The following is an 18353-nucleotide window of genomic DNA, read 5'->3' as shown; positions in this document are numbered from 1 at the left end:
CCGGGAGGTGCTCCCGGGCGCGGACGAGGACTTCCCGGGCAGAGCCCGGGCGTACCCCGTGGCGAGCACCACGGAGCCGGCCGCGGCCGCGGCGGCCACCCAGCGGGTGGTGCTTCCGACCCGGCGCAGGCCGCGCTCCCGGCGACGCACGGCACCGGCCGATGTGGGGTGGTCGGGGTGGGACATGGTTCCTCCTCGGCCGTCGATGTGCCGTCGTGAAGCGCTCGACACCTTGCGGCCACGCCTGTGGGTATCCATCCACCAGCCTGCGCGGGCACCCGTCGGGAACCGGTTCAGGAATCCTTCAGAACCCGCAAAGATCAGCAAACATGCTGGTCGGGACGGTGATGCGAGGTGTCACGGAGAGGCCGGCGGGTGCTCGGAGTTGTCCTGGGGCGGCTCAGGCGTCGATGGTCCGCGTAGCGCCACTCGGACTGGCTGCTGCTGCGGTCGCGTCAGCGCCGGGACGCGGGCAGCGACAGCACCACGGTCACACCGCCGCCAGGCGAGTCCAGCAGGTCGGCGGTGCCGCCGTTGGCGGTGACCAGTCGGTGGACGATGGCCAGGCCCAGCCCGGTACCGCTCGCCTCGGGGTTGCCGAATCTGCGGAACGCGCTCTCCCGCGCGGCCCGGGTCATCCCGGGGCCGTTGTCGACGACCCGCAGCTGAACCGATCCGTTGTGCCGCTTACCGGTGATCAGCACCCGGCCGCCCTCCTGGACCGCGTCGAGGGCGTTGGCGATCAGGTTGTCGAGCACCTGCTCGAGATCTCCCTCGCCGAGGAAGGCGGTGAGCCCGGGGCGGCAGTCGGCGGTGAGCCGGACCTGGCCCGCGTCGGCGACGGGCTCCCAGGCGGCAACGCGTTCGGCCACGACGCGGTCCACCCGGACCGGCACCGGTCGCGGCACCGCGTGCTCGGCGCGAGCCACCGCCAGCATGCCGTCCACCAGCCGGGACAGCCGGGCGATCTCGCCCTGCGCGTCGGCCAGTTCCGCCGCCGTGTCCCCTTCGGCGTCGGCGGCGAGCAGGTCGAGCCGCAGCCGGAGGGCCGCCAGCGGGGTGCGCAGCTGGTGCGACACATCGGCGACCACGGCCCGGTGACCGTGCACCAGGGCCTCGGTGCGCCCGGCCATCGTGTTGAACGTCGCCGCGAGGCGCCGCACCTCCTGCGGCCCTGCCCCGGCCGGCGCCCGCGCGTCCAGCGCCCCCTCGCCCAGCCGCTGTGCCGCCTCGTCCAGCACCCGCAGCGGACGACCGACCCAGCGGGCCAGCAGCACCGACATCAGCACGGCGGCACCCAGTCCACCGACTCCGATCAACGCGAGCCAGCCCCACATCACCAGAATCCGGTCGTGCAGCGGATCGGCGGACCGGCTCAGGACGGCGACCCCGACGGGGTCCGAGGTGTCACCGATCGGTACGGCGGTGGTCAGCCACTGATCGTCCTGGCGCACCCGGCTGTCGGGGTGGGCGAGCACGGAGAGGACCAGCCCCTTGGAGTCGTCCCCGGCCACGTCGGAACACGCGGTCGACAGCACGACATGGCCCGCCCTGTCGTAGACGGTCGCGCAGTCGCCCCTCTTGTGGGCCTCCTCGACCAGGCTCGGTGCCACCGCATCCGTCTTGTGATCGGACAGGTACTCCTCGGCAGCGGAGGCGATCGACCTCGTCTTCGCGGCCGCTTCCTCCCGGAACGAGGTCTGCTCGCGCTGGGTCATGAGCAGCCCGAGCGGTACCACCGCCAGCACCAGTACCGCGGTGATCAGGGCGAGGACACTGAGCGCGATGCGGCGGGTCACGGCGCGTCAGCCGACTTCGCCAAGGCGGAAGCCGCGCCCGTAGACGGTCTCGACCAGTCCGGGCACGCCCAGCTTGCGGCGCAACGCGGCCATATGGACGTCCAGCACCTTCGTGGGCCCGTACCAGTGGGCGTCCCAGGCGCGTTCAAGGATCTCCTGACGCGTCACGACCCGACCCGGATCGGCGGCGAGGCACTGGAGGATGTCGAACTCCTTGGGCGTCAGCGCTACGTCCTCGCCGCCGACCATCACCTTGCGGGTGCGTGGGTCGACGACGAGCGGGCCGTGGGTCAGCAGTTCGGGCCCTGCAGGGCGGATGCGGCGCAGTACGGCCCTGATGCGTGCCAGCAGCTCCGCCAGGCCGAAGGGCTTGACCAGGTAGTCGTCGGCGCCTTCGTCGAGGGCGGCGACCCGGTCGCCCTCCTCGCCGCGGGCGGTCACCACGATGATCGCCATGTCGGACCGGCGCCGCAGCACGCGGCAGGCCTCGATGCCGTCCATGTCCGGCAGACCGAGGTCGAGCAGGACCACATCGGGCGGCGGTACATGGGTGAGCGCACCGCGTCCGGAGCCGACGCTGCTCGCCCGGTATCCGGCTCGGTCCAGGCCGCGTACCAGCGACCTGGCGAGCCCTGGATCGTCCTCGACGACCAGCACCGTGAGCGCGTCGGGATCCGCCCTGGGGCCGGTTTTCTGTTCCACAGCACCAAGCCTAGGACGACGTGGACGAGTCTCCGGGCCGGCGGATGGGCAAGGCACGCGCAGGAGCCGCTGCCGCATCCGCCTGGCTTTGCCACATCTGAAGCTTTCCTGAACGGCTCTCCGATGTGGCGCGACGCAAGCTGATGACATGGCGTACGCGAGCCGGAGGATCGCCTCGCGGCGCTGTCTTCGCCCGAAGGAGGCCGGCCCATGTCCATGCCTGGACCCACACACGACTCCGACCCGGTGCGGCGGCGCGAACGCGGACTTCGGCGTGTGAGCACCACGACCCGCCGGACCGCCACCGCTGCGACGGCCGTAGCCCTTCTGCTCGGGGTTGGTTACGCCCACATGCTGCCGAGCAACCCGGGACCCGTGTCCGATGCGGTTGGGCACTCTTCCCGCAGCCTCCCGCAGCCCCGGGCCGGCGCTCCCACCTCCACCACACAGCCGGCGCAGACGACGACCGGAGCGTCCTGACCCCCGGTTCCCACCGTCGGCGTGCGGGCATCGCGGTGCGTCAGGGGGGCCGGGGCGTGCCCCGCACCCCTCACACGGCGCAGGCAACGGTCGCCGGATGTGAGGAGCCACGCCGATGCCGGCCCGCATGTCCTCCGCCACGACCCGTCCTGCCATCGCTGCCGCCCCGTCCGTGACGGGGCGGCCCCCGGGCTCGCACTGTACGTTCCCTGGCCGGACCGCCCGTGCCGCCGTCCCTACCGCCGGAAACCGCTCGCGCCGGGCAGCTACCGGCGCGATGCTGTCAGGATGCCTGCAGAGACCGCTTACCCGGACGAAGTCGGCGGCTACGTCGCAAGGAACGCTGACACCAGCCCCTGAAGCGCGCACACCGACAGGCCGGCGATGCTCGCTCTGACGGGGGATGCGCGAGCGAGTGGGTGACCGGGCCGAACTGCGCATCCATGACGTGGAGAAGCCGCTGGACTTCATCGACGACGCGTTGTTCGACGAAGTCGCATGCGCGTTGATGCTGCACCAGGCTCCGTGCTTCCTTGCCGTCAGGCTTCTGCGGCCCTGACAGCACGCGTCCCCGCCTCCCGGCGACCGCGCAGGCATCGACCCGTCTCCCGAGCGCCGGAACTGGCGTACCACCGTTGGGCCGACCGAGGGAACGGCGGGAACCGGCCGGAACGCCCTCCGGCCCGCGGTGGCCGGAGACGTGATGATCACGGCACCGCCCACCACCTGGAGGGAACACCCGATGAGCGATGCCGCCGTCCCCCTGAAGCAGCGAGTCGGCCGCTACGGTGCCTGGAGCATCGAACTGCGCTCGGATGACCCGGCCCGGCGCGGCGAACTGAACGAGGCCGCGGCCGAGTTGGAGGAACTCGGGTACGGCGCCATCTGGCTCGGCAACAACAGCACCGCCGACCACGCCGCCCCGCTGATCGGGGCGACGCGCCGCGTCGTCGTCGGCACCAGCGTCCTGAACATCTGGCAGCAGGAGGCCGCCGCCACCGCGGCCGGCTTCGCCGAGGTGGAATCGGCGTACCCCGGCCGCTACCTGGTGGGTCTCGGCGTGAGCCACGGCCCGCTGGTAAAGGGGTACAGCCGTCCGTACGCGGCGATGACCCGCTACCTCGACGAGCTGGACGAGGCCGGCCTGGCTGCCGACAGCAGGGTGCTGGCCGCGCTGGGCCCGAAGATGCTGAAGCTGTCCGGTGAGCGGGCGGCCGGCGCCATCCCCTACCTGGTCACGCCCGAACACACCGCCCGGGCCCGAGGGATCCTCGGCGAGGGACCGCTGCTCGCCCCGGAGCTGAAGGTGGTCCTGGAGACCGACCCGGCCCGGGCCCGCGCCCTTGCCCGCGACGCCCTCGCCATGTATCTCACGCTGCCGAACTACACCGACAACTTCCTGCGGCACGGCTTCACCGAGGCCGACCTGGCCGGGGGCGGCAGCGACCGCCTGATCGACGCGGTCTTCGCCTGGGGCGACGAGGACCGTGTCCGCGACCGCATCGACACCTTCCACCAGGCAGGCGGAGACCACGTGGCCCTCCAGGTGGTCACCGGCACGCACAGGGGGCGGTTGCCGAGGGAGGAATGGCGCAGGGTCGCTGCTCTGTGGGGATGACGCCCTCGGAGCAGACGAACGGCGAACCGGCCGGCACGTGGCTGAACCTGCTGCTCAGGGCGTGCTCATCGTGGTGGTGACGGTGAAGGTTCCGCACCACCTTCAGTTCGTCCGAGCACGGCCGCGAGCTGGACATCATCGACCGCATCACCGCCGCCCACGGCGAGCACGACCACCCCGGACATGCCGTCGACTGGGCCGACGCCAACGCCATGGCCCGACCGCGCCGATGGGCATGCGGTCGGGACTACGTCCGACGAGGAGCTGCGGGACCCCGTGGCCGGCGAGTCGGGCCGCGATCCGGCTGCCGAGCGCACCGGTGACCCCGGTGACCGCCGCCGTGGCGTGATTCGTGTCAGACCCCTGTTTCCTTCCAGCCCGGGCCGCTGCACATCCCGGCGTTCTTGTCTTCGCTCATGTCCAGCGAAGAGAGCGGTGGGCTCGGCCGCATCCTCCGGCGTGAGAGGGGGCCGGAGGCCCCCGCCACGCGGACGGTGCCGCCCGGCACCGTCCGCGTGGTCACGATCCCTGTCTCACGATCCCTGTCTCACGGTCCCTGTCTCACGATCCGTGTCGCGCGTGCCGGGGACCGAAGTGTTCGGCGCCTGTGCCGACCGGTGTCCGGCTGCGCCGGTCGTGCAGGGTGAAGTCGGCCCGGACCGCCACCCCGGACTGCAGCAGCCTCTGGTGGACCAGGGGGTCTCGTGCGGGGTGCGAGGCGACGATGCTGATGTACCCCTCGGGCAGGCCGGTCACGGCGTACTCGCCCTGCGCGTTCGTCGTGGTGCGCACCAACTGCCGGCCGCCGGTGTCCATGACGGTCACCGCGGCATGGCGGACGGGCTGCTGCGCGGTGTCGCGGACGGTGCCCTCCAGCATCGGCAACAGCTCGCCGAAGTGGTGCGGGCGGACCGGCAGTGCGGTGGGGGTGGGTGTCTCCACGGAGGGGTCCTCCACCGGCGGCTCGGGAACGTCCTCCTGCTCGTCCTCGGCTCCCGGCGCCGCGGCGGCGCGGTGCTGCCGCCACGCGTCCAGGCCCAGCAGCGCCGTCCCCGCGGTGATCCACGCGCAGAGCACGAGGATCGGCCTCAGCACCCCCGCACCGTCGAAGTACATCACGCCCCTCAAGGCGTCGACCGCATTGCCCAGCGGCATGACCGCGTGCAGGCCCTGGAAGAACCGCGGCAGCAGCTGGACGGGGACCAGGCCGCTGGACGGAACGCTCAGCACCACGTACAGGCCCAGACCCGCGAGTGGGAAGAAGTGCCTGACGAACGGTGCCATGCCGAGGGAGAACGTGGCCACGGCCGTCGTGAGCAGGAAGGCGATCGCCAGGGCCGTGGGGTCGTCGGGGAAGAGGTCCAGTCCCACGCCGACGAGGAAACCCACGACGCTGAAGAGGCCGGCGACGCCCGCGATCGTGATCAGTTTCCTGCGCCGGGTGAAGGTCACCGCCCGCAGCAGGGTCGTGGCGAGTATGTAGCCGGGGACGTTCCAGGCGATCCCGAAGTAGACCAGGGTCGTGCCGGGGCCGTCCTTGCCGACCGTGGGGGCCACGTCCGTGACGGTGAGCTTCTGGTGGTTGTGCGTCGCAAGCTGGGTGAAGCCCTTGGTCAGCGCCTGCTCCAGGGCCGAGCCGTTGGCCTTGGCCACGTACAGCACCGCGTGTTTGCCGTCGGCGGCGAAGCCTGCCACGGCGTCCCGGTCCAGCACCGCCCGGCGGGCCTCCTGGGCGTCTGCCACGGCGGTGACGTCGAACCCGCCGCGGTGCTCCCGCTGCAGCGCGGTGTCGACCTTGCGTTCCACCGCGGGACCGGCGACCGCGATTCTGGCGTGGTGGGGCTGAGGCTGGTGGAAGGCCAGGGGGAAGCAGAACAGCAGGCCCAGGAAGAGCGTCACCGGGATCGTGAGGGTCTCGACGAGGACTCTGGCCACGGAAGCGCCCCCAGGCCGCTCGATCCGGGCTTTCACAGAACCCCCTCTCGCCCGCCGCGGGGCACGCGGGACGCGACCGGACGCCCGGCAGTCCCGAGGCCGCCTCCCCGGCCCCGGTGGGCCTGCGGTATCCGCGGTCCGAACAGTTTCACGACGCCTCTCCCGACTGTGCCGCGCCCGGGCATCGTCAGGGCGCCACCCGATTCATGTACCGATCGGAACATCTATCTTTGCTGGACCTTACGCGTACCGATCGGTACAGTCAAAGAGTGTCGCGCCCCGTCAATGCCGAGAAGCGTGCCGAGCTGCTGAAACAGGTGGTGCACCACCTCCAGCACCACGGCGTCGCACAGATGTCGCTCAGTCCGCTCGCCCAGTCGATCGGCACCACCAAGCGCATGCTTCTGTACTACTTCGGCAGCCGCGAGAACCTGCTGGCCCAGGCGCTGGCCGCCAGCCGCCCCGACGCCCACGCCATGTTCGACGGCGTTCGCGACAGCGAGGGACTGCGGAAAGCGGCTCATACCCTGTGGGACGCGATGACGGTCGGGGAGCAGTCCGGTCCGGTCCGCATGCTGCTGCAGCTGCTCAGCCTCGCCGCCACCGATCCCCAGCAGTACGGCGCCGTCGCGGCCGAGACCGTCGAGGTCATGGTCGGCCCCATCGCAGCGGCCTACGTCCGGCTGGGGCACCCGCCTCGGGAGGCGCGGGCGGCGGCCACGCTCCTCGTCTCCGGACTGCGCGGTCTGTGCCAGGACCGCCTGGTGACCCATGACGCCGCCCGTACCGACGCGGCCGCCCGCCGGCTCATCAAGGGCGCGGTCGCGGCGGCCGACTGAGCCGGTGCCCCCCGTCCGCGCCCGGTGGCACAGCCGTACGGCAGACTCCGGACCGTGTTGACCGGAGTGTTCCAGGGGCACTCGGGGAAGAACTCGGGGTGACGCCGTGGGGCGGTTCGGGCAGGTCCGCGGATCCGTGCCGATGCGCCAGGCCCCCTCGGCGGGCAGCCCCACCCGGTGCTGAAACCGCTTGGCAGAAACGCAGGTCGACATCGTGCTCCGGAGACATCGAGCGGCGCCGGCCCCGCCCGCCGGTACGGACGGCGACCCGGGGCTCTTCACGCCCGACTCCGTGACCTGGCAGATGCACGGCGACCCCATGATGTGGGTCGCCGGCATCCGGGCGCTCTACCTCCAGGCCCTGCACCCTCGCGCGGTGCGCGGTGTCATGGAGAACTCCGACTTCCGCCGCGACGCCTGGGGCCGGCTGATGCGGACCGCGAACTTCGTCGGTACGACGACCTACGGCACCACCGAGGCCGCCGAGCGGGCCGGAGCGCGGATCCGGAAGATCCACAGCATGCTGGGCGCGACGGACCCGGACACCGGCGAACGGTACGGCGTGGACGAACCCGACCTGCTGTTGTGGGTGCACTGCGCCGAGATCGACTCCTATCTGCACGTCGTCCGCCGCTCCGGCTTCCCGCTCACCGACGCACAGGCCGACCGCTACATCGCCGAACACCGGGTCAGCGGCCGCCTGGTCGGCCTCGACCCCGCCGCCGTGCCGGGCGACCAGGAGGAGATGGCCGCCTACTTCGAGAAGGTGCGACCGCTGCTCGCCGCCGGCGCCGACGCACACGCGGTCGACGACTTCCTGCTCAGTCCGCCGGCACACCCGCTCCTGATACCGGCGCGCGCAGCACTGTGGCGGCGCGTGGCCCGCCTCGCGTACGCCTCTCTGCCGCCGTACGCCCACGAGCTGTACGGCAGACCGGCCCCTCGACCCGCCGTCGTCACCCGCCGACTGCGCGCCACCGGCACCCTGTTGCGCTGCGTTCCCGCACGTCTGCGCTGGCAACTCCCGCCCAAACACATCCTGCGCGCCATGGCGAGGCTCGGCCCGGACACGCGCCCCGCACCGTACAAAGTCGGGCGATAGACAGCCATACTGGGCGGGCAGGGGGGTGTCACGGACCGCGACGGGGGGCGACGGCGCGCGATGGCTGACAGCAGGCTGGTCCAGGGACGGTACCGGCTGCTCGACCTGATCGGGCGGGGCGGGATGGGCGAGGTGTGGCGGGCCCGCGACGAGTCACTCGGCCGGCAGGTCGCCGTGAAGTGCCTCAAACCGCTGGGCCCGCACCACGACCAGGCGTTCACCCGGGTGCTGCGGGAGCGGTTCCGGCGCGAGGCGAGAGTCGCCGCCGCCCTCTCGCACCGCGGGGTCACCGTCGTCCACGACTTCGGCGAGTACGACGGCATCCTCTACCTGGTGATGGAGCTGCTGAACGGCCGCAACCTGAGCCAGCTCCTGGAAGACGACAAGCACCACCCGCTGCCCGTCGGCGACGTCGTCGACATCGCCGAGCAGGTCGCCGCCGCCCTCGCCTACACCCATCAACGGGGCATCGTGCACCGGGACCTGAAGCCGGCCAACATCATGCGGCTCACCGACGGCACGGTGAAGATCTGTGACTTCGGCATCGCCCGCCTCGGCCACGACATCGGCTTCACCTCCCGGCTGACCGGCACCGGCATCGCCATGGGCACCCCGCACTACATGTCCCCGGAGCAGATCGGCGGCACCGAGGTCGACCAGCGCAGCGACCTGTACTCGCTGGGCTGCGTCCTCTACGAGATCGCCACCGGGGCACCGCCGTTCGACCTCGACGACGCCTGGGCGATCCTCGTCGGCCACCGCGACACCCCGCCCGCCCCGCCGCGCAGCCACCGCCCCGAGCTGCCCGGCTGGTTCGAGCGGGTCGTCCTCGACCTGCTGGCCAAGCGGCCCGAACAACGGCCGTACGACGCCGGGGAACTGGGCCGCCGGATCATCTCCGGGCGGACGACACCCACCTACGTCCCCACCGTCGTCACCGCGCAGCCCCGGCTCCGGACCGCGGAACCGGGCGCCCGCGAGCCGCGGTTGCCGTCCTGGACCCGTGGCATGACCACCGGCCACAAGGCGACCGGCGCCGCCCTGCGCACCACCCCGCCCGACCCCGGTGCCGGCCTCACCGGCGAGTGGGCCGCCCGCCCGGCCGCCGGCGTCGCGGAACCGCTCCCGGCCGTCCCCGCGCCCTCCCCGGAGATCCTCGCCGCCCTCGCCGGCCGGCACAACGCCGGGCTCACCCTGGGACGGCTCGGCCGCTGGGCCGAGGCCGGCGACGTACACCGCGCCGTCGCCGCCGAACGCACCCGTCTCCTCGGCCCCGACCACCCCGACACCCTCGCCAGCCGCTACGAGATCGCCTTCACCCTCACCCGCACCGGCCGTCCCGCCGACGCGCTGCGCGAGTACACCGAGGTCGCCGCCGCCCGGGAGCGCACCCTCGGCGCCGATCACCCCGACACCCTCGCCGCCCGCCAGGAAACGGCCTACGTGCTCGGCCAGTTGGGCCGCCATTTCGACGCCCACCAGGTGTACACGGCCGTCCTCGCCACCCGGCAGCGGCTGACCGGCCCCGACCATCCGGACACCCTGCGCTGCCGCCACAACCTCGCCTTCAACCTCAGCAGGCTGGGCCGCCTGGAGGACTCGTACCGCATGGCCCACGAGGTGGCCGCGGCCCGCGCCCGGGTGCTCGGCCCGCTCCACCCCGACACCCTGGTCACCCGCTACGAAGTCGCCTACGCGTTAGGGCAGTTGGGTCGCTGGGAAGAGGCCCTGCAGACCTACCGCGAGGTGGCCGAGGCCCGCGGCCGCGCCCTCGGCGCCGACCACCCCGACACCCTCGCCGCCCGCTACGAGGTCGGCATCAGCCTGGGCCGCCTGGGCCGCAGCGCCGACGCGCTCACCCTCTACCGCGCGCTGATCGACGACCGCACCCGCGTCCAGGGCCCCGCCCACCCCGAGACCCTGCGAGCCCGCCACGGCCTCGGCGTCAACCTCGGCCGCCTGGGCCGCTGGGAGGAGGCCCTGGCGGAGTCGCGCGACGTGTGCGCGATCCGGGAACGCGTGCTCGGCCCGGACCACCCCGACACGCTGGTGAGCCGCCGCGAGGTGGCGGTGGGCCTCGGGTGGCTGGGACGCTGGGCGGACGCGCTGACGGAGTACAGGAGGGTGGCGGGCGCCCGGGAACGAGTCCTCGGCCCCGACCACCCGGACACCCTCGCCAGCCGCAACGACGAGGCGCACTGTCTGGAGCAGTTGGGGCGGGGGGCCGAGGCGGTCGAGCTGTACCGGAGGGTGGCGGTCCTCCGTCAACAGCGCGCATCCGGAGGTCGACTCTGAAACGCGCCCCACAACGCGCCCCCGAAGGGGCGCTGGGGGTACCCCCGGCCGAAGGCTGGGGGAGGAACTGCGCGACCAGCCCCGCACGGCCCGCACGTGAAAACCGGCCCTCCCCGCGGAGCGAACCGGCATGCCTCTTACCTACGTAGATCATCGTGTGTTACGAAGAGCTATGCCCGCTGCCACGGAACCCTCCCGCACCTACGACGCCATCATCGTCGGCGGCGGCCACAACGGCCTCGTCGCGGCCGCCTACCTGGCCCGGGCCGGCCACACGGTCCTGGTCCTGGAGCGGCTCGGCCGCACCGGCGGCGCCGCGGTCTCCACCCGCCCCTTCGCCGGCGTCGACGCACGGCTGTCCCGCTACTCCTACCTGGTCAGCCTCCTGCCGCGGAAGATCGTCCGCGACCTCGGCCTGAACTTCCGCGTCCGCGGCCGCACCATCTCCTCGTACACGCCCGTGGAACGCGACGGGCGGCCCACCGGCCTGCTGGTCGGCGGCGGCGAGCGGCGGATCCGCGAGGCCTTCGAACGGCTGACCGGAGGCAAGGCGGAGTACCAGGCCTGGCAGCGGTTCTACGGCACGACCGGCCGGGTCGCCGAACGCGTCTTCCCGACGCTCACCGAACCGCTGCCCACGCGTGAGGAACTCCGCCGCCGCATCGACGACGAGGCGGCCTGGCGGGCCCTGTTCGAGGAGCCGATCGGGGTCGCGATCGAGGAGAACTTCACGGACGACCTGGTGCGCGGGGTCGTCCTCACCGACGCGCTGATCGGTACCTTCGCCGACGCCCACGACGCCTCGCTGCGCCAGAACCGCTGCTTCCTCTACCACGTCATCGGCGGCGGCACCGGCGCCTGGGACGTACCGGTCGGCGGCATGGGCGCCCTCACCGACGCACTGGCCGCCGCCGCGCGCTCGGCGGGCGCGGTGCTCGCCACCGGGCACGAGGCGGTACGGATCGAGACGGACGGCCGGACCGCGGAGGTCGCCTACCGCACCGGGGACGGGGAGGGCGTCGCGGCCGCCCGGCACGTGCTGGTGGGCGCCTCCCCGCAGGAACTCGCCGCCCTCACCGGCGACCCGGCCCCGGAGCCCGCCGAGGGCGCCCAGCTCAAGGTGAACATGCTCCTCAAGCGGCTGCCCAGGCTGCGCGACACCGCCGTCGACCCGCGCGAGGCGTTCTCCGGGACCTTCCACATCGCCGAGGGCTACGGGCAACTGGCCACCGCCCATGCCCAGGCGGCGGCCGGCCGGCTGCCCGCGGCCCCGCCCTCCGAGATCTACTGCCACTCCCTGACCGACCCCACCATCCTCGGCCGTGACCTGGCCGAACGCGGCTACCAGACGCTCACCCTCTTCGGCCTGCACACCCCGGCCCGGCTCTTCGCCGCCGACAACGACGCCGTACGCGACGAACTCCTCAAGTCCACCCTCGCCCAGCTCGACGCCCACCTCGCCGAGCCGATCGTCGACTGCCTCGCCCTCGACGCCGACGGCCGCCCCTGCATCGAGGCGAAGACCCCCCTCGACCTCGAACGCGACCTGCGCCTGCCCGGCGGCAACATCTTCCACCGCGACCTCTCCTGGCCCTACGCCCAGGACGGCACCGGACGCTGGGGCGTGGAGACCCGGCACGCCAACGTCCTGCTGTGCGGGGCGGGCGCGGTGCGCGGGGGAGGGGTGAGCGGGGTGCCGGGGCACAACGCGGCGATGGCGGTCCTGGAACAGCGGGCCGACTGACCCCTGGCCGGAACAACACGGCCAAAGAATCTGACGGGGCATCAGAAAATGTCTTCCGTCGGCCGCACGACTGCGGCATCCTGCGCCCATGCAGACGGAGCTGAGCAAGACCCTGGGAGTCGAGCACGCCGTCTTCGGCTTCACGCCGTTTCCCGCCGTGGCCGCGGCCATCAGCCGGGCCGGCGGCTTCGGAGTGCTCGGCGCGGTCCGCTACACCGCACCCGACGACCTCAAACGCGACCTCGACTGGATCGAGGCGCACGTCGACGGGAAGCCGTACGGGCTCGACGTCGTGATGCCGGCCAAGAAGGTGGAAGGCGTCACCGAGGCCGACGTCGAGGCGATGATCCCGGAGGGGCACCGGCAGTTCGTGCGGGACACCCTCGCCAAGTACGGCGTGCCCGAGCTGGCCGAGGGGGAGGCGTCCGGCTGGCGCATCACCGGCTGGATGGAACAGGTCGCCCGCACCCAGCTCGACGTCGCCTTCGACTACCCCATCCGGCTGCTCGCCAACGCCCTCGGCTCCCCGCCCGCCGACGTCGTCGACCGCGCCCACGACCGGGACGTCCTCGTCGCCGCCCTCGCCGGCAGCGCCCGGCACGCCGTCAAGCACCGGGACGCGGGCATCGACATCGTCGTGGCCCAGGGCTACGAGGCCGGCGGCCACACCGGCGAGATCGCCACCATGGTCCTCACCCCGGAGGTCGTCGACGCCGTCGCCCCCCTGCCCGTCCTGGCCGCCGGCGGCATCGGCAGCGGCCGCCAGGTGGCCGCCGCGCTCAGTCTCGGCGCTCAGGGAGTGTGGCTGGGCTCCATGTGGCTGACCGTCACGGAAGCCGACCTCTCCTCGCCCGCTGTGACCCGCAAACTGCTCGCCGCCGGCTCCGGCGACACCGTCCGCTCCCGCGCCCTGACCGGCAAACCGGCCCGCCAGCTGCGCACCGAGTGGACCGACGCCTGGGACGACGCGAACGGCCCCGGCACTCTCCCCATGCCCCTCCAGGGCCTGCTCGTCGCCGAGGCCCTGACCCGCATCCAGAAGTACGAGGTCGAGCCCCTGCTCGGCACCCCCGTCGGCCAGATCGTCGGCTGCATGACCAGCGAACGCAGCGTCCAGGCCGTCTTCGACGACCTCACCCGGGGCTTCGAACAGGCCGTCGACCGCATCAACCGCATCGCCGGAAGGAGCGGCAAGTGACCAGCACGCCCCCCGCCGGATTCTGGGCCCAGGCCACGAGCGATCCCGACCGCACGGTGCTCGTCGCACCCGACGGCGAGGAATGGACCGCAGGCCGCCTGCACGCGGCCGTCAACCAGCTCGTCCACGGACTCCGGGCCGCCGGCCTGGAGCGCGGCGACGCCTTCGCGGTCGTCCTGCCCAACGGGCCCGAGTTCTTCACCGCCTACCTCGCCGCCTCCCAGGCCGGCCTCTACCTCGTCCCGGTCAACCACCACTTCGTCGGCCCGGAGATCGGCTGGATCGTCGCCGACTCCGCCGCCAAGGTGCTCATCGCCCACGAACGGTTCGCCGGCCCGGTCCGCCACGCCGCCGACGAGGCCGGCCTCCCGGCCACCCACCGGTACGCGGTCGGCGAGATCGACGGCTTCCGCCCGTACGCCGAACTCCTCGCCGGACAGCCCGAGTCGGCGCCCGCGGACCGCGAACTCGGCTGGGTCATGAACTACACCTCGGGTACGACGGGCCGCCCCCGCGGCATCCGCCGCCCGCTGCCCGGCAAACTCCCCGAGGAGGCCTACCTCGGCGGCTTCCTCGGCATCTTCGGCATCCGCCCCTTCGGCGACGACGTCCACCTGGTCTGCTCGCCGCTGTACCACACGGCCGTCCTCCAGTTCGCGGGCGCGTCCCTCCACATAGGCCACCGCCTGGTCCTCATGGACAAGTGGACCCCCGAGGAGATGCTGCGCCTGATCGACACACACAAGTGCACCCACACCCATATGGTCCCCACCCAGTTCCACCGCCTGCTAGCCCTCCCCGAGGATGTGCGCGCACGCCATGATGTCTCCTCCATGCGGCACGCCATCCACGGCGCCGCCCCCTGCCCGGACCACGTCAAGCGCGCCATGCTCGACTGGTGGGGCCCCAGCGTCGAGGAGTACTACGCGGCCAGCGAGGGCGGCGGCGCCTTCGCCACCGCCGAGGACTGGCTGAAGAAACCCGGCACGGTCGGCAAGGCCTGGCCCATCAGCGAACTCGCGATCTTCGACGACGACGGCAACCGGCTGCCGCCCGGAGAACTCGGCACCGTCTACATGAAGATGAACACCGGCGGCTTCGCCTACCACAAGGACGAGGCCAAGACGAAGAGGAACCGCATCGGCGACTTCTTCACCGTCGGCGACCTCGGCTACCTCGACGAGGACGGCTACCTGTTCCTCCGCGACCGCAAGATCGACATGATCATCTCGGGTGGCGTCAACATCTATCCTGCCGAGATCGAGTCCGTGCTCCTCTCCCACCCCGCCGTCGCCGACGCCGCCGCCTTCGGCATCCCGCACGACGACTGGGGCGAGGAGGTCAAGGCCGTCGTGGAACCCGCCCCCGGACACGAGCCAGGCCCGGACCTGGCCGCCGGCCTGCTCGCCCACTGCGCCGGACAACTCGCCGGCTACAAGTGCCCCAAGACCGTCGACTTCATCGCCGAGATGCCCCGCGACCCCAACGGCAAGCTGTACAAGCGGCGGCTGCGGGACCCGTACTGGGAGGGACGCACCAGGCCGGTGTGACCGGCCGGGATCCGGTGACCCGGCGCGTCAGGCGCCCGTCCGGTGCCGCGCCTCCAGGAACCCGGCGAGGCCGGCGGCATCGGTGCCGAGCTTGCGGTAGACGCTGGACAGCAGCTGCCGCACACCCTGCTCGGTGAGGTGCAGCTCCTTGGCGACCACGCCCACCGCGTGCCCCTGGACGGTCAGTTCGGCGGTCCGCAGCTCCGCCGCGGTGAGCGTCTCCACCTGCGCGTACCGCAACGGCAGCGGCCGCAGCCCGGCCGCCGACAGCTCCTCCCGGGCCCGGGCGGCGAGCGCCCCGGCCCCGCAGTGGACGGCTCCCTCCAGCCCCTGGTAGAGCCGCTCGGCGGCCTCCTGGAGCCGGCCGGCCAGGGACAGCGCGGCACCGTGTCCGACCTGGGCGCGGGCGAGTTCGTAGGCGGCCGGCGACTGCTCCAGCTGCTCCACGGCCTGCGCGTACAGGTCGACCGCCGACGGCCCACCGGTCACTTCGGCGAGTGTGTGCAGGGCCTGCCCGACGGCCGAGGCGGCACCGAACTCACGGGCCCTGCGCACGGCTTCCTCGGCATGACCCACCGCCTCCCCGGGCGCGGTGGGGGCGAGCGCGGTCGCGAGCCGCAGCTGCCACGGGCACCAGGCCGGGTTCCGCCAGCCCCGCCCGTCCAGCCACTCCCCGACCGCGGACAGCAGCTGCGCCGCCTCGGCGTGCTTCCCCTCGGCGAGGAGGAGTTCTGCGTAGACGGTGCGGGGGTCGGGGTAGATGACGGCGTTGACCGGGGCCGCGCCGAAGTGGTGTCCGTCGGCGAAGTCGCGCGCTTCGGCGATGCGCCCACGGGCCAGCAGGGTCTTGATGAGAATGCTCACGCCGAACCACTGCGCGGCCACCACCCCGTCCACCTTGTCGGCGATCCGCAGGCCCTCCCGTACGGCGTCCTCGGCTTCGGCCAGACTGCCGCGGCGATAGTGGACGTACCCCGCGATGGTCTGGCCGAACGCCAGGTGGGAGCCGTGCCAGCCCTTGGCCACGCATTCGGCGATGCCCTTGCTGAACAACTCCTCGGCACGCCGCGGCTGGTCGCCGTACATGTACACCAGGGCGACGGAGAGGGGTACCTCGAACCCCCGGTTCTCGTCGGTCCAGCTCATGCCGCCGTGCAGGGCCTTGTCGGCGTACGCGAGGGAGGTCTCCCTCGGTTCGCCCCGCATGGCGGCGTCCCAGGCCCGCAGTCCCAGGATGTAGCGTTCCTCCAGACTGCGGCCGGGCAGCTGCTCGGCCAGGCGCGCCAGCGTCCGGGAGCGGGTGGGTGAGTCGTGGTCGTCAGGGCGCACCATGCTCCAGACGAACTGATCGGCCTGCATGCGGAGCTTGACGCGTGGATTCGTGGCCTTCCGTGCCTCCTCGACGGCCACGTTCACGGCCTCGGCCAGTTGATCGGTGTGGGCCATGGCCGTGGTGAGCCGGTAGACGATGGAGGCACGCAGATCGGGGTCGACGTGCGGCTGGGCCAGCGCCTGGCGCAGATGCCGCACCGTGGCCGTGGGTTCGATGAGGAAGGTGGCGCAGGCGAGTTCGTGAAGGACCGCGGCACGGTCCTCGGGCGGGGGCGGTTCCTGCAGCGCGCGGGTCAGCAGCCGCCGCGCCGCGTCGGTGGCTCCGGCACGGAGGTATTCACGGGCGGCCTCGCGCAGACACGTGACGGTCTCGGGGCGGTCTTCGCAGGGCACCTCCAGCAGATGCCGGGCGGCCTTGGCGGGTCCGTAACCCGCGGCGAGGACGGCCTGCGCCGCGGTGTTGTGCAGACCGGTCCGGAAGCCCGTGCGGATGGACCGGTAGATCGTCGTGGCGATGAGCGGGTGCACGAACTCGAGCTCACCCTCGTGACCGTGCCCGTCTTTCAGGATCCGCGCCGCGCGCAGCTTCTCGGTTGCCTCGGCGGCGGCCTCGTCACCCAGCACGGCGATGGCCGCGGCGAGCTCCGGCGCGAACGGCGAACCCAGTACGGCCGCGGTCTGCGCGAAGCGCACGGTCGCGGTGCCGAGCCGTTCCAGGCGTTCGATCAGCCCCGGGCCCTTGATCGCGGCGGCCAGCTCACGCATCGTGGGCAGGTCGTGGTCGGTGCCGCCCAGTTCGCGCTCACCGAGTCCGATGGCCAGTTCCACCGTCTCGAAGGGGCTGCCGCCGGTGGCCGACCAGCATTCCTTGCAGAACCGGTCCCCGGCAGCCTCCCCGATCTCGTGCCTGACGATCTGCGCGACGCCTTCCGGGGTGAGCAGGGCCAGGTTGTGCGGGCGGTTCCCGTGGTCTGCGACGAGCGTGCGGAACTCGCCCGCCTCGGGGGGAAGTTCGTCGGGCCGGTAGGTGACGACGATCAGCAGGGGGAGATCCTCGACCCGTGGTGCGAAGGAGGTGAGCCAGCTCAGGGACTCCGGGTCGGTCCAGTGGAGGTCGTCCAGGATCAGGACGACGGGAGCCTTCTTCATCGTGAGGCGCGTCATGACCCAGTCGAGACCCTCGCGGACTCCGGTCGGGTCCGGTGCGGGGGCGGGCCCGGTCGCTTCGAGCCCGAGGACGGCGGCGACGGTGTCGTACCAGCTGCCCAGGAAGACGCGGAGTTCCGCCTCGTCCATCCGTGCCAGCGAGGGCTGCATCAGCTGGCGTACCACGCGGAACGCCGAGCCCTGTTCCGTCTCACTGCCCCTGCCCGACAACACCGTGAACTTGTGTGCCACGGCCCGGGCACGTGCTTCTGTGACGAGCGCGGTCTTGCCCAGTCCGGCCGCCCCGGAGAAGGCGAGCAGCCCTTTGCTCCGTGCGCGTGGCACGCCGCCCGTGGTGCGCCGCAATTCCCGGAACGCCGCGTCGAGGGCCTGAAGTTCCCGGTGGCGTTCGATCAGGATCTCTTGGTCCGTGATCGGTTGCCGGGGCTCCGTCGCCATATGCCGTACCGCTTTCTTTCGTTCGGCCCGGGGAGAGCCGAGCGTACGCCTTGTTGCGGTGGGGGCAGGCCGGACTGAGTACTATCGGGTGAATCATGAACTGCAGAAGGGATAATGTCCGTTCTTTGGGTAAGAGTCCCTGATCGCCGCCTTC

The 18353-nt window shown here is 72.3% G+C and carries 12 protein-coding genes; 8 read left to right on the top strand and 4 right to left on the bottom strand.

The annotated features are described in order from the left end of the window. Nucleotides 1-455: 455 nt before the first annotated feature. Together ACFY0K_RS41660 and ACFY0K_RS41655 are read right to left on the bottom strand one after the other, a co-directional pair. Nucleotides 456-1799, bottom strand: a complete 1344-nt coding sequence (locus ACFY0K_RS41660) for a sensor histidine kinase (RefSeq protein ID WP_390644277.1) — start codon at nt 1797-1799, stop codon at nt 456-458. A 6-nt stretch (nt 1800-1805) separates the two neighbouring features. Further along, on the bottom strand, nt 1806-2501 hold the full coding sequence (locus ACFY0K_RS41655) for a response regulator transcription factor (protein ID WP_390644275.1): 696 nt from the start codon (nt 2499-2501) through the stop codon (nt 1806-1808). A gap of 895 nt (nt 2502-3396) precedes the next feature. On the opposite strand from ACFY0K_RS41655, the gene ACFY0K_RS41650 reads away from it, so the two are divergent. Both ACFY0K_RS41650 and ACFY0K_RS41645 read left to right on the top strand, forming a co-directional pair. Continuing rightward, on the top strand, nt 3397-3540 hold the full coding sequence (locus tag ACFY0K_RS41650; protein WP_390644274.1) for a hypothetical protein: 144 nt from the start codon (nt 3397-3399) through the stop codon (nt 3538-3540). A 183-nt stretch (nt 3541-3723) separates the two neighbouring features. Beyond that, nucleotides 3724-4599, top strand: a complete 876-nt coding sequence (locus ACFY0K_RS41645) for an LLM class F420-dependent oxidoreductase (RefSeq protein ID WP_390644273.1) — start codon at nt 3724-3726, stop codon at nt 4597-4599. A 561-nt stretch (nt 4600-5160) separates the two neighbouring features. Here ACFY0K_RS41645 and ACFY0K_RS41640 read toward each other — a convergent pair. After that, entirely contained in the window at nt 5161-6534 is a 1374-nt protein-coding gene (locus ACFY0K_RS41640) for a carboxypeptidase regulatory-like domain-containing protein (protein ID WP_390644272.1), read from the bottom strand. A gap of 269 nt (nt 6535-6803) precedes the next feature. On the opposite strand from ACFY0K_RS41640, the gene ACFY0K_RS41635 reads away from it, so the two are divergent. The 6 genes from ACFY0K_RS41635 (at nt 6804) to ACFY0K_RS41610 (ending at nt 15262) form a co-directional block, all read left to right on the top strand. Then, entirely contained in the window at nt 6804-7373 is a 570-nt protein-coding gene (locus ACFY0K_RS41635) for a TetR/AcrR family transcriptional regulator (protein ID WP_390644270.1), read from the top strand. A gap of 304 nt (nt 7374-7677) precedes the next feature. Further along, a complete protein-coding gene (locus ACFY0K_RS41630) occupies nt 7678-8475 on the top strand; it encodes an oxygenase MpaB family protein (protein WP_390644324.1) in 798 nt (265 codons plus the stop codon). A 60-nt stretch (nt 8476-8535) separates the two neighbouring features. Continuing rightward, nucleotides 8536-10770: a tetratricopeptide repeat protein gene (locus ACFY0K_RS41625; protein ID WP_390644268.1), complete on the top strand. Its 2235-nt coding sequence runs from the start codon at nt 8536-8538 to the stop codon at nt 10768-10770. A 172-nt stretch (nt 10771-10942) separates the two neighbouring features. Next, nucleotides 10943-12514 carry a phytoene desaturase family protein gene (locus tag ACFY0K_RS41620; RefSeq protein ID WP_390644267.1) on the top strand — a complete coding sequence of 524 codons (1572 nt, stop codon included), beginning with the start codon at nt 10943-10945 and terminating at the stop codon, nt 12512-12514. Between the two features lie 88 nt (nt 12515-12602). Then, nucleotides 12603-13712, top strand: a complete 1110-nt coding sequence (locus ACFY0K_RS41615) for a nitronate monooxygenase (protein ID WP_390644266.1) — start codon at nt 12603-12605, stop codon at nt 13710-13712. Next, nucleotides 13709-15262, top strand: coding sequence for an acyl-CoA synthetase (locus tag ACFY0K_RS41610; protein WP_390644264.1), 1554 nt, complete (start codon nt 13709-13711; stop codon nt 15260-15262). Before ACFY0K_RS41615 ends, ACFY0K_RS41610 begins: the two co-directional genes overlap by 4 nt. Before the next feature lie 27 nt (nt 15263-15289). On the opposite strand, the gene ACFY0K_RS41605 is transcribed toward ACFY0K_RS41610, so the two are convergent. Beyond that, the gene (locus tag ACFY0K_RS41605; protein WP_390644263.1) at nt 15290-18199 is read right to left on the bottom strand and encodes an ATP-binding protein; all 2910 of its coding nucleotides are present in this window, start codon (nt 18197-18199) and stop codon (nt 15290-15292) included. Nucleotides 18200-18353 lie beyond the last annotated feature (154 nt).

Origin of the sequence: Streptomyces sp. NPDC001507, assembly GCF_042894765.1 — a bacterium.
Classification (GTDB): Bacteria; Actinomycetota; Actinomycetes; order Streptomycetales; family Streptomycetaceae; genus Streptomyces.
Note: the sequence above shows the minus strand (reverse complement) of the source record. Positions and strands in the feature narration are given on the sequence as shown.

What these genes read in the sequence shown, in the direction of transcription:
- ACFY0K_RS41605 (WP_390644263.1), bottom strand. Translation starts at nt 18,199, where the DNA reads ATGGCGACGGAGCCCCGGCAACCGATCACGGACCAAGAGATCCTGATC.
- ACFY0K_RS41645 (WP_390644273.1), top strand. Translation starts at nt 3,724, where the DNA reads ATGAGCGATGCCGCCGTCCCCCTGAAGCAGCGAGTCGGCCGCTACGGT.
- ACFY0K_RS41620 (WP_390644267.1), top strand. Translation starts at nt 10,943, where the DNA reads ATGCCCGCTGCCACGGAACCCTCCCGCACCTACGACGCCATCATCGTC.
- ACFY0K_RS41625 (WP_390644268.1), top strand. Translation starts at nt 8,536, where the DNA reads ATGGCTGACAGCAGGCTGGTCCAGGGACGGTACCGGCTGCTCGACCTG.
- ACFY0K_RS41615 (WP_390644266.1), top strand. Translation starts at nt 12,603, where the DNA reads ATGCAGACGGAGCTGAGCAAGACCCTGGGAGTCGAGCACGCCGTCTTC.
- ACFY0K_RS41630 (WP_390644324.1), top strand. Translation starts at nt 7,678, where the DNA reads ATGCACGGCGACCCCATGATGTGGGTCGCCGGCATCCGGGCGCTCTAC.